This window comes from Yersinia sp. SCPM-O-B-9106 (C-191), assembly GCF_026183365.1.
Classification (GTDB): domain Bacteria; phylum Pseudomonadota; class Gammaproteobacteria; order Enterobacterales; family Enterobacteriaceae; genus Yersinia; species Yersinia rochesterensis.
Genome location: NZ_CP110791.1, coordinates 4,025,882 through 4,037,661, shown reverse-complemented (window position 1 = coordinate 4,037,661; position 11,780 = coordinate 4,025,882). Strand labels below are relative to the sequence as shown.

Genomic DNA, 11,780 nt, shown 5'->3' with positions numbered 1-11,780 from the left:
AGGAGAGTGCTATCCATCGGCATATCCGTCGCACTTGATGCTTTGCAAACGATAAACACACTGTAAGGATAACTTATGAATAAGACTCAACTGATTGACGTAATCGCGGACAAAGCGGACCTTTCTAAAGTACAAGCAAAAGCTGCTTTAGAGTCTACATTGGCTGCAATTACCGAATCTCTGAAAGAGGGTGATGCAGTACAATTGGTTGGTTTCGGTACTTTCAAAGTAAACCATCGTAATGAGCGCACTGGCCGCAACCCACAAACCGGTAAAGAAATCAAAATTGCTGCAGCTAATGTGCCAGCGTTTGTTTCTGGTAAGGCATTGAAAGACGCTGTTAAATCTTAATAGTGTGTCAGTGAAAATAATAAACAAGGGGGTGGCAAAGCCCCTTTTGTTTATGCAGCGGGTGCTGATGGCCCTCGGTTTAGCCTTTGGTCTCAGCGCCTGTAGCAGTCAATCCGGCCCTCCCCAATTCAGTGCCAGCGGTTATATCGCCGACAGCGGTGTCGTTCGCATATGGCGTCAGGATAATACGCAGCAGCAGCCACAAGTGCTGATGAGCGTCTACAGTCCCTATTCGGGGGACAATACCCGCGTGACCTTCTACGAATATCAAAATGGCCTATTACGGGAAATTCGGCGCAATGATTTGGGCCATAACCCACAAAGTGTCGAGCTACGTTTTGATGAGCAAGGGCAGGTTAGTTTTATGCAACGCCAACTGGCAGCTCGGCGTGAACAGCTCTCTGCGGATAATATTGCAGTTTATCAGTTAGAGGCTAAGCGAGTTCTGGAGCTAAGCACGGCATTGCGCGCGGGCAATGTTCGGTTAATTCAGGGGCGTTGGCAGGATGGCATCGTGACAACTTGTGCCGGGAAGACGGTACGCCCGAACCTTGATGATAATTCGCAATCATGGTTGAGCAAACGCGGCGCGAACAGTGCGGAAACTTTGGGTATCGCATGGTTGGATTCACCGGAAGGCCAGCAACTGCTGTTGGTTGCCAATCAAGATTTCTGCAGTTGGGAACCTCAACCAGGCAGTTTGTAAGAAAAGGGGCACGGCGAACAGTACCCCTTGGAAAGACTTGAAGATTTATTTACCGCCAACAATCATTTCCCACGGACTATTCTTTTTCACGGGCAATCGCCCGATAGCCAATGTCTTTACGACAGAAAGCGCCTTCCCACTGAATGTTTTCCGCTAACTTATACGCATTTTGTTGTGCTTGGGCGACGGTTGCACCGAGTGCCGTGACACAGAGTACGCGGCCACCGCTGGTCACGACGTCCTTATTGCTATTCAGTTTGGTACCGGCGTGGAACACTTTCCCCTCCGCCACTTCTTGCTGGGGTAGCCCATGAATAATATCACCTTGACGGTAATCAGCCGGGTAACCGCCTGCCGCCAAGACGACACCCAGTGACGGGCGTTCATCCCAATCAGAGGTTTTCTCATTCAATTTACCTTGCGCACCGGCTAAGCACAGCTCAACCAAATCTGAGCGCATGCGTAGCATGATGGGCTGAGTTTCTGGGTCGCCGAAGCGGCAGTTGAATTCGATAACTTTCGGTTGCCCGTCAGCTGAAATCATCAAGCCCGCATAAAGGAAGCCGGTATAAACATTACCTTCCGCCGCCATACCGCGCACGGTTGGCCAGATAACTTGATCCATTACCCGCTGATGAACTTCATCAGTAACAACGGGAGCTGGAGAATAAGCGCCCATGCCGCCGGTATTCGGGCCGGTATCACCATCACCAACGCGTTTATGGTCTTGGCTGGTGGCCATCGGTAACACGTTTTCGCCATCAACCATCACAATAAAGCTAGCTTCTTCGCCATCGAGGAACTCTTCCACCACGATGCGGTGACCGGCATCACCAAATGCATTGCCAGCCAGCATGTCATGAACGGCGGTTTCTGCCTCTTCCAACGTCATCGCAACAATCACGCCTTTACCGGCAGCCAGTCCATCAGCCTTAATCACGATTGGCGCACCAATTTTGCGAACATAGGCTAGCGCCGGTTCTACCTCGGTAAAGTTCTGGTAAAACGCCGTTGGAATATGGTGGCGGGCCAGAAAATCTTTGGTAAAAGCTTTAGAGCCTTCAAGCTGAGCGGCGGCTTGGGTTGGGCCAAAGATAGTCAGACCTGCGGCGCGGAAAGCATCAACCACACCAATCACTAATGGCGCTTCCGGGCCAACGATGGTTAGACCAATATCGTGGCTTTGAGCAAACGCCAGTAAACCGGCAACATCTGTGGCGGCGATATCGACATTTTCTAAACCTGGTTCCAGCGCAGTACCGGCATTGCCCGGCGCGACATAAATTTTGTCCGCTAAAGGTGACTGTGCGGCTTTCCAGCCTAGCGCATGCTCGCGCCCGCCATTGCCAATAATCAAAATATTCATCTGGATGACTCCGTTAAGCGGTTTAATTAATGACGGAAATGGCGCATGTCGGTAAAGATCATCGCGATATCGTGTTCATCAGCGGCGGCAATCACTTCATCGTCACGAATAGAACCGCCCGGTTGGATAACACAGGTGATTCCAACGGCTGCGGCAGCATCAATACCATCGCGGAATGGGAAGAATGCATCAGAGGCCATAGCAGAGCCAGCGACTTCCAATCCCTCATCGGCCGCTTTGATACCGGCTATTTTGGCGGAGTACACACGGCTCATCTGGCCTGCGCCTATCCCGATAGTCATATTGTCGCGCGCATAGACAATCGCATTTGATTTAACGAATTTAGCGACTTTCCAGCAGAACAGCGCATCACGCAGCTCTTGCTCGGTCGGCTGGCGTTTGGATACTACCCGCAGATCCGCCGCAGTCACCATGCCCAAATCGCGGTCTTGCACCAACAAGCCACCATTGACACGTTTGAAATCCAGACCGGCAGAACGCTCTTGCCACTGGCCACAAGTCAGAACACGGACATTCTGTTTGGCGGCTAACAGCGCCAATGCTTCAGCACTGACGGAGGGGGCGATAATCACTTCAACGAATTGACGGCTGATAATGGCGCTGGCGGTTTCGGCATCCAGCTCGCGGTTAAAGGCGATAATGCCGCCGAAAGCAGACGTCGGGTCAGTTTTATAGGCGTTGTCGTAAGCCGCTAGCAGTGAGTCGGCAATAGCCACGCCGCACGGGTTGGCGTGCTTGACGATAACACAGGCCGGTTCACTGAATTCTTTCACACACTCCAGTGCGGCATCGGTGTCGGCGATGTTGTTATAGGAGAGCGCTTTGCCTTGCAATTGCTGGGCGGTTGCCACTGATGCTTCTTTAACATCTTCTTCTATATAGAAGGCGGCTTGCTGGTGGCTGTTTTCACCGTAACGCATATCCTGTTTCTTTATATAGTTAAGATTCAGGGTGCGAGGGAAACGGCCTGATGGCTGCTCGGTATCGCCATGATAAGGTGGCACCAGCGCGCCGAAGTAATTGGCAATCATACTGTCGTAAGCGGCAGTGTGCTCAAAAGCTTTGATGGCCAGGTCGAAACGGGTTGGATAAGTCAGTGAGCCGTCATTCTCATCCAGCTCGGCAATAATCGCAGGGTAGTCGCTGCTCTTAACCACAATCGCAACATCTTTATGATTCTTGGCCGCAGAGCGCACCATGGTTGGGCCACCGATATCAATATTCTCAACCGCATCTTCCAGTGAGCAATCCGGGCGGGCAACCGTCTGAGCGAACGGATACAAGTTTACGACTACGATATCAATTGGCTGAATGTCGTGCTGAGCCATGATGCCGTCATCCTGGCCACGACGGCCTAAAATCCCGCCATGTACTTTTGGATGCAAAGTCTTAACGCGTCCGTCCATCATTTCCGGGAAACCGGTGTAGTTAGATACTTCGGTGACAGGCAAACCGGCATCAGCCAGCAGTCGGGCAGTTCCACCAGTGGAAAGTAACTCGATACCACGCTGAGAAAGTGCTTGGGCGAATTCAATGATACCGGCTTTGTCAGACACACTGAGCAGAGCACGGCGGATTGGGCGGCGTTGTTGCATGGTTTTATCCCTTGGCTTTGGAGTCGCAGTTATTCTTCACAATCATTCAATAGAGCGTTATCTGAATCCCTTCTTCTATATAGATAGCTATATATAGAAAGGAACAGATTCAGATAACGTCCCAAACAGGGGGATAAGGCTCGTCGTCGGCGACTTTCAGGGCAAGACTAGCCCTCTACAACATTAAAATACGCTTTATCACGTACCTCGTTACCCCATTTTCTAAAAAATCACCTCGTGCCATTGATATTTTGCCGACGAGGTCACTCTTTTTCGACGCGGGGAATTGTAGCGAAAACGATTGCGTGATGCTCGTCAATTTTGAGTGCAGATTCAATCTGTGGATAAGTTTGTGCACAACTGCGTATAAAGCGGGGTTTTGCTGTGGAATGCAGCAAACAGTCATTTTTATTGAAATTAGCGGTTGCGGGCAGCTGAGAACTCCCTATAATGCGCATCCATCGAGACGGCACACAACGAATCAAGTAGTTGAGTGGCCGGCGAAGAGAACAGAGAAAATCAACGAAATTAGTAGTTGACTCTGAATGAGGAAAGCGTAATATGCGCACCTCGCGTTACCAACCACGGGTTGCTAACGCACTGCTCTTTAACAATTTATCAGACAATCTGTGTGGGCACTCGCAAGACGATATCGAAGCCTGTTTCGGCAGGCAGAAGAAATATCAAAGTCTTGAAGAGTGACCAAAGCAGTACACATTTGAACTTCGGTTCGAATGCATATTTGCAGAAAGTAATCTTTGAGCATCGCTATGTTAACTCATAGCAAATCAAACAAATCTTAAATTGAAGAGTTTGATCATGGCTCAGATTGAACGCTGGCGGCAGGCCTAACACATGCAAGTCGAGCGGCAGCGGGAAGTAGTTTACTACTTTGCCGGCGAGCGGCGGACGGGTGAGTAATGTCTGGGAAACTGCCTGATGGAGGGGGATAACTACTGGAAACGGTAGCTAATACCGCATGACCTCGCAAGAGCAAAGTGGGGGACCTTCGGGCCTCACGCCATCGGATGTGCCCAGATGGGATTAGCTAGTAGGTGGGGTAATGGCTCACCTAGGCGACGATCCCTAGCTGGTCTGAGAGGATGACCAGCCACACTGGAACTGAGACACGGTCCAGACTCCTACGGGAGGCAGCAGTGGGGAATATTGCACAATGGGCGCAAGCCTGATGCAGCCATGCCGCGTGTGTGAAGAAGGCCTTCGGGTTGTAAAGCACTTTCAGCGAGGAGGAAGGCAGTCGTGTTAATAGCACGATTGATTGACGTTACTCGCAGAAGAAGCACCGGCTAACTCCGTGCCAGCAGCCGCGGTAATACGGAGGGTGCAAGCGTTAATCGGAATTACTGGGCGTAAAGCGCACGCAGGCGGTTTGTTAAGTCAGATGTGAAATCCCCGCGCTTAACGTGGGAACTGCATTTGAAACTGGCAAGCTAGAGTCTTGTAGAGGGGGGTAGAATTCCAGGTGTAGCGGTGAAATGCGTAGAGATCTGGAGGAATACCGGTGGCGAAGGCGGCCCCCTGGACAAAGACTGACGCTCAGGTGCGAAAGCGTGGGGAGCAAACAGGATTAGATACCCTGGTAGTCCACGCTGTAAACGATGTCGACTTGGAGGTTGTGCCCTTGAGGCGTGGCTTCCGGAGCTAACGCGTTAAGTCGACCGCCTGGGGAGTACGGCCGCAAGGTTAAAACTCAAATGAATTGACGGGGGCCCGCACAAGCGGTGGAGCATGTGGTTTAATTCGATGCAACGCGAAGAACCTTACCTACTCTTGACATCCACAGAACTTAGCAGAGATGCTTTGGTGCCTTCGGGAACTGTGAGACAGGTGCTGCATGGCTGTCGTCAGCTCGTGTTGTGAAATGTTGGGTTAAGTCCCGCAACGAGCGCAACCCTTATCCTTTGTTGCCAGCACGTAATGGTGGGAACTCAAGGGAGACTGCCGGTGACAAACCGGAGGAAGGTGGGGATGACGTCAAGTCATCATGGCCCTTACGAGTAGGGCTACACACGTGCTACAATGGCAGATACAAAGTGAAGCGAACTCGCGAGAGCAAGCGGACCACATAAAGTCTGTCGTAGTCCGGATTGGAGTCTGCAACTCGACTCCATGAAGTCGGAATCGCTAGTAATCGTAGATCAGAATGCTACGGTGAATACGTTCCCGGGCCTTGTACACACCGCCCGTCACACCATGGGAGTGGGTTGCAAAAGAAGTAGGTAGCTTAACCTTCGGGAGGGCGCTTACCACTTTGTGATTCATGACTGGGGTGAAGTCGTAACAAGGTAACCGTAGGGGAACCTGCGGTTGGATCACCTCCTTACCTAACGATACGCATTGCGCAGTGTCCACACAGATTGTCTGATAGAAAGTAACGAGCAAATAAGGCCGGGCTGAGAAATTAGTCGGGCTTTAGTACCTTGTTGGGTCTGTAGCTCAGGTGGTTAGAGCGCACCCCTGATAAGGGTGAGGTCGGTGGTTCAAGTCCACTCAGACCCACCAACTCACCATTCCCTGTTGAGTTGCAGCAATAAGGTGATTTGCTTTTTATATGGGGCTATAGCTCAGCTGGGAGAGCGCCTGCCTTGCACGCAGGAGGTCAGCGGTTCGATCCCGCTTAGCTCCACCATATAAAACTATTTCAAAACGTACTGCGGTCGCAAGACTCAGTGTGTTGTGAAATATTGCTCTTTAACAATCTGGAACAAGCTGAAAATTGAAACAATACAGCTGAAACTTATCTCTCCGTAGATGTACTGAGATAAGGATTAACCTGTATTAGAGTCTCTCAAATAATCGCAACACAAGTTGTCTGCAAAGACACCTTCGGGTTGTGAGGTTAAGCGACTAAGCGTACACGGTGGATGCCTAGGCAGTCAGAGGCGATGAAGGGCGTGCTAATCTGCGAAAAGCGTCGGTAAGGTGATATGAACCGTTATAACCGACGATACCCGAATGGGGAAACCCAGTGCAATTCGTTGCACTATTGCATGGTGAATACATAGCCATGCAAGGCGAACCGGGGGAACTGAAACATCTAAGTACCCCGAGGAAAAGAAATCAACCGAGATTCCCCTAGTAGCGGCGAGCGAACGGGGAGGAGCCCAGAGTCTGAATCAGTTTGTGTGTTAGTGGAAGCGTCTGGAAAGTCGCAGGGTACAGGGTGATACTCCCGTACACAAAAACACACTTGCTGTGAACTCGATGAGTAGGGCGGGACACGTGACATCCTGTCTGAATATGGGGGGACCATCCTCCAAGGCTAAATACTCCTGACTGACCGATAGTGAACCAGTACCGTGAGGGAAAGGCGAAAAGAACCCCGGCGAGGGGAGTGAAATAGAACCTGAAACCGTGTACGTACAAGCAGTGGGAGCACCTTCGTGGTGTGACTGCGTACCTTTTGTATAATGGGTCAGCGACTTATATTTTGTAGCAAGGTTAACCGAATAGGGGAGCCGTAGGGAAACCGAGTCTTAACTGGGCGTCTAGTTGCAAGGTATAGACCCGAAACCCGGTGATCTAGCCATGGGCAGGTTGAAGGTTGGGTAACACTAACTGGAGGACCGAACCGACTAATGTTGAAAAATTAGCGGATGACTTGTGGCTGGGGGTGAAAGGCCAATCAAACCGGGAGATAGCTGGTTCTCCCCGAAAGCTATTTAGGTAGCGCCTCGTGAACTCATCTTCGGGGGTAGAGCACTGTTTCGGCTAGGGGGCCATCCCGGCTTACCAAACCGATGCAAACTCCGAATACCGAAGAATGTTATCACGGGAGACACACGGCGGGTGCTAACGTCCGTCGTGAAGAGGGAAACAACCCAGACCGCCAGCTAAGGTCCCAAAGTCATGGTTAAGTGGGAAACGATGTGGGAAGGCATAGACAGCCAGGATGTTGGCTTAGAAGCAGCCATCATTTAAAGAAAGCGTAATAGCTCACTGGTCGAGTCGGCCTGCGCGGAAGATGTAACGGGGCTAAACCATGCACCGAAGCTGCGGCAGCGACACTTAGGTGTTGTTGGGTAGGGGAGCGTTCTGTAAGCCGTTGAAGGTGACCTGTGAGGGTTGCTGGAGGTATCAGAAGTGCGAATGCTGACATAAGTAACGATAATGCGGGTGAAAAACCCGCACGCCGGAAGACCAAGGGTTCCTGTCCAACGTTAATCGGGGCAGGGTGAGTCGACCCCTAAGGCGAGGCTGAAAAGCGTAGTCGATGGGAAACAGGTTAATATTCCTGTACTTGGTGTTACTGCGAAGGGGGGACGGAGAAGGCTAGGCTAGCCGGGCGACGGTTGTCCCGGTTTAAGCATGTAGGCGGAGCGACTTGGTAAATCCGGTTGCTTATCAACGCTGAGGTGTGATGACGAGTCACTACGGTGATGAAGTAGTTGATGCCAAGCTTCCAGGAAAAGCCTCTAAGCATCAGGTAACATTAAATCGTACCCCAAACCGACACAGGTGGTCAGGTAGAGAATACTCAGGCGCTTGAGAGAACTCGGGTGAAGGAACTAGGCAAAATGGTGCCGTAACTTCGGGAGAAGGCACGCTGGCATTAGGTAAAGGGACTTGCTCCCGGCGCCGAAGCCAGTCGCAGATACCAGCTGGCTGCAACTGTTTAATAAAAACACAGCACTGTGCAAACACGAAAGTGGACGTATACGGTGTGACGCCTGCCCGGTGCTGGAAGGTTAATTGATGGGGTCAGCCGCAAGGCGAAGCTCTTGATCGAAGCCCCAGTAAACGGCGGCCGTAACTATAACGGTCCTAAGGTAGCGAAATTCCTTGTCGGGTAAGTTCCGACCTGCACGAATGGCGTAATGATGGCCAGGCTGTCTCCACCCGAGACTCAGTGAAATTGAACTCGCTGTGAAGATGCAGTGTACCCGCGGCAAGACGGAAAGACCCCGTGAACCTTTACTATAGCTTGACACTGAACATTGAGCCTTGATGTGTAGGATAGGTGGGAGGCATTGAAGTGTGGACGCCAGTCTGCATGGAGCCAACCTTGAAATACCACCCTTTAATGTTTGATGTTCTAACTCGGCCCCGTAATCCGGGGTGAGGACAGTGTCTGGTGGGTAGTTTGACTGGGGCGGTCTCCTCCCAAAGAGTAACGGAGGAGCACGAAGGTTAGCTAATCACGGTCGGACATCGTGAGGTTAGTGCAAAGGCATAAGCTAGCTTGACTGCGAGAGTGACGGCTCGAGCAGGTACGAAAGTAGGTCTTAGTGATCCGGTGGTTCTGAATGGAAGGGCCATCGCTCAACGGATAAAAGGTACTCCGGGGATAACAGGCTGATACCGCCCAAGAGTTCATATCGACGGCGGTGTTTGGCACCTCGATGTCGGCTCATCACATCCTGGGGCTGAAGTAGGTCCCAAGGGTATGGCTGTTCGCCATTTAAAGTGGTACGCGAGCTGGGTTTAGAACGTCGTGAGACAGTTCGGTCCCTATCTGCCGTGGGCGTTGGAAGATTGAGAGGGGCTGCTCCTAGTACGAGAGGACCGGAGTGGACGAATCACTGGTGTTCGGGTTGTCATGCCAATGGCATTGCCCGGTAGCTAAATTCGGAAGAGATAACCGCTGAAAGCATCTAAGCGGGAAACTTGCCTCGAGATGAGTCTTCCCTGGGGCTTTAAGCCCCCTGAAGGAACGTTAAAGACTATGACGTTGATAGGCTGGGTGTGTAAGTGCAGCGATGCATTGAGCTAACCAGTACTAATGATCCGTGAGGCTTAACCTTACAACACCAAAGGTGTTTTGGTGATTTGAGAGAAATTAAGATTTTCAGCGAAGTTCCGAGATTGGATTGGCTGGCTGTGTGATATTACATAGCGGGTTAATTGAAACAGAATTTGCCTGGCGGCCATAGCGCGGTGGACCCACCTGATTCCATGCCGAACTCAGAAGTGAAACGCCGTAGCGCCGATGGTAGTGTGGGGTCTCCCCATGCGAGAGTAGGACACTGCCAGGCATCAAATTTAGCGTGCTGATATGGCTCAGTTGGTAGAGCGCACCCTTGGTAAGGGTGAGGTCCCCAGTTCGACTCTGGGTATCAGCACCAGTTACATGGGTTAAAGTTCGGTAGTTGTAGAAAAGAATTTACCTGGCGGCAATAGCGCGGTGGTCCCACCTGACCCCATGCCGAACTCAGAAGTGAAACGCCGTAGCGCCGATGGTAGTGTGGGGTCTCCCCATGCGAGAGTAGGACACTGCCAGGTATCAAATAAAGTAAAGACCCCATGCCAAAAGCGTGGGGTTTTTGCGTTTCTGCTATCCCGTTAATATCTATACTTCTATCTTTTGATAGAGAGTCAGTAGCCCATACTTGTAGTGTTTTATCATCTTAATATCAGTTACTTTCCTATAATTCATTAAAAATCATATTGATAGTTATGACCGATCCTTCTGTTGTTACAGAGGATTTTTGCGTTTCTGCCATATATAAAATGAATACCTGTCGTTTGCTATACTGCATATGCTGAAATTTCAGCAATGAAACATTTTCAGGTTGTCGCAGATTACTCGACTTTTTATCAAAAAGCGGCTATCTTCAGGCATCTAGAAGTCTAAACGTATAAATGGATATATTGAGGATATGGCATGCCAATTCGGGTTCCTGATGAATTACCTGCGGTGAGTTTCTTGCGTAATGAGAATGTCTTTGTCATGACCTCATCGCGCGCAAAAACTCAGGAAATTCGTCCCCTGAAGGTGTTGGTTTTGAATCTAATGCCTAAAAAAATTGAGACGGAAAATCAATTCCTGCGTTTACTCTCTAACTCGCCCTTACAGGTCGATATCCAATTGCTGCGTATTGATAGCCGTGAGTCAAAAAACACGCCAGCCGAGCATCTAAACAACTTCTATTGCGACTTTGAAGACATTCAAGAGCAAAATTTTGATGGGTTGATTGTGACCGGCGCTCCGCTAGGTTTAGTTGATTTTTGTGATGTGGCTTATTGGCCGCAAATTGAGCGCATTATTGCATGGGCAAAAGATCATGTGACCTCGACCTTATTTGTGTGTTGGGCGGTACAGGCGGCATTAAATATCTTATATGGTATCCCTAAAATGACGCGTGAGACCAAGCTCTCAGGCATTTACCCACATCAAACAGATAAACCCCAGGCGCTACTTACGCGCGGCTTTGATGAGACATTCCTGGCCCCTCATTCCCGTTATGCAGATTTCCCCGTTGAGGTGCTACAGCAATACACTGATTTAGATATTCTGGTCTCATCGGAAGAAGCTGGTGCCTATCTATTTGCCAGTAAAGATAAGCGGGTTGCTTTCGTAACAGGTCATCCTGAGTATGATGTCGGTACCTTGGCAGGTGAATATCAACGTGATCTGGCCGCGGGCCTTAACCCACAAATTCCCCTCAATTATTTCCCTAATGACGATGCTTCATTATCCCCAAAAGCATCTTGGCGTAGCCACGGGCACCTGTTGTTTGCTAACTGGCTGAACTACTACGTTTACCAAATCACACCATTTGATTTACGTCATATGAATCCTACCCTCGACTAATTTTTCCCTTCTCTAAATGTCAATAAAGGCGGCTGAATCGAGGCCGCCTTTGTATTTATTGTTCTAATAAGCACCATTAATCCCACCCAAACTGGTCTGATCTCTTTATAAAACAATAAGTTATCGCGTGAAAAATCCGTTAATGGAATCTGGTTCCTATCTGTTTAATATTAATCATCTTGTTAA

The 11,780-nt window shown here is 50.1% G+C and carries 6 protein-coding genes, 3 tRNA genes and 4 rRNA genes; 11 read left to right on the top strand and 2 right to left on the bottom strand.

Translation table 11 applies throughout. The annotated features are described in order from the left end of the window. Positions 1 to 75: 75 nt before the first annotated feature. Together hupA and OP863_RS18195 are read left to right on the top strand one after the other, a co-directional pair. On the top strand, positions 76 to 351 hold the full coding sequence (gene hupA, locus OP863_RS18200) for a nucleoid-associated protein HU-alpha (protein WP_004393601.1): 276 nt from the start codon (positions 76 to 78) through the stop codon (positions 349 to 351). Positions 352 to 403: 52 nt separating this feature from the next. Beyond that, a complete protein-coding gene (locus tag OP863_RS18195; protein WP_038638463.1) occupies positions 404 to 1,057 on the top strand; it encodes a DUF1481 domain-containing protein in 654 nt (217 codons plus the stop codon). A gap of 76 nt (positions 1,058 to 1,133) precedes the next feature. On the opposite strand, the gene purD is transcribed toward OP863_RS18195, so the two are convergent. Then, positions 1,134 to 2,423 (bottom strand): phosphoribosylamine--glycine ligase, encoded by a 1,290-nt coding sequence (gene purD / locus OP863_RS18190; protein ID WP_145588419.1) that lies wholly within the window; start codon positions 2,421 to 2,423, stop codon positions 1,134 to 1,136. A 26-nt stretch (positions 2,424 to 2,449) separates the two neighbouring features. After that, complete coding sequence (purH, locus tag OP863_RS18185; protein WP_038638470.1) at positions 2,450 to 4,039, bottom strand: bifunctional phosphoribosylaminoimidazolecarboxamide formyltransferase/IMP cyclohydrolase; 1,590 nt, start codon at positions 4,037 to 4,039, stop codon at positions 2,450 to 2,452. 561 nt (positions 4,040 to 4,600) lie between these two features. Here purH and OP863_RS18180 point away from each other — a divergent pair. The 9 genes from OP863_RS18180 to metA all read left to right on the top strand — a co-directional run bounded on the left by OP863_RS18180 (position 4,601) and on the right by metA (position 11,594). Beyond that, complete coding sequence (locus OP863_RS18180; protein ID WP_162928760.1) at positions 4,601 to 4,741, top strand: hypothetical protein; 141 nt, start codon at positions 4,601 to 4,603, stop codon at positions 4,739 to 4,741. Between the two features lie 99 nt (positions 4,742 to 4,840). Continuing rightward, positions 4,841 to 6,383 (top strand): 16S ribosomal RNA (locus OP863_RS18175). Positions 6,384 to 6,485: 102 nt separating this feature from the next. Continuing rightward, a tRNA-Ile gene (locus tag OP863_RS18170) sits at positions 6,486 to 6,562 on the top strand. A 51-nt stretch (positions 6,563 to 6,613) separates the two neighbouring features. Continuing rightward, a tRNA-Ala gene (locus OP863_RS18165) sits at positions 6,614 to 6,689 on the top strand. Positions 6,690 to 6,897: 208 nt separating this feature from the next. Further along, a 23S ribosomal RNA gene (locus tag OP863_RS18160) occupies positions 6,898 to 9,804 on the top strand. A 115-nt stretch (positions 9,805 to 9,919) separates the two neighbouring features. Then, positions 9,920 to 10,035 (top strand): 5S ribosomal RNA (gene rrf, locus OP863_RS18155). Positions 10,036 to 10,049: 14 nt separating this feature from the next. Then, positions 10,050 to 10,125, top strand: a tRNA-Thr gene (locus OP863_RS18150). A gap of 41 nt (positions 10,126 to 10,166) precedes the next feature. After that, positions 10,167 to 10,282: ribosomal RNA gene (rrf, locus tag OP863_RS18145) — 5S ribosomal RNA — on the top strand. Together the 16S, 23S and 5S rRNA genes with 3 tRNA genes alongside form the textbook arrangement of a ribosomal RNA operon. A 382-nt stretch (positions 10,283 to 10,664) precedes the next feature. Further along, complete coding sequence (gene metA / locus OP863_RS18140; protein WP_265525686.1) at positions 10,665 to 11,594, top strand: homoserine O-acetyltransferase MetA; 930 nt, start codon at positions 10,665 to 10,667, stop codon at positions 11,592 to 11,594. Positions 11,595 to 11,780: the final 186 nt, after the last annotated feature.

Bases quoted from the DNA above. Each gene is read 5' to 3' on its own strand.
- OP863_RS18195 (WP_038638463.1), top strand. From the start codon at position 404: ATGCAGCGGGTGCTGATGGCCCTCGGTTTAGCCTTTGGTCTCAGCGCC.
- metA (WP_265525686.1), top strand. From the start codon at position 10,665: ATGCCAATTCGGGTTCCTGATGAATTACCTGCGGTGAGTTTCTTGCGT.
- purH (WP_038638470.1), bottom strand. From the start codon at position 4,039: ATGCAACAACGCCGCCCAATCCGCCGTGCTCTGCTCAGTGTGTCTGAC.
- hupA (WP_004393601.1), top strand. From the start codon at position 76: ATGAATAAGACTCAACTGATTGACGTAATCGCGGACAAAGCGGACCTT.
- OP863_RS18180 (WP_162928760.1), top strand. From the start codon at position 4,601: ATGCGCACCTCGCGTTACCAACCACGGGTTGCTAACGCACTGCTCTTT.
- purD (WP_145588419.1), bottom strand. From the start codon at position 2,423: ATGAATATTTTGATTATTGGCAATGGCGGGCGCGAGCATGCGCTAGGC.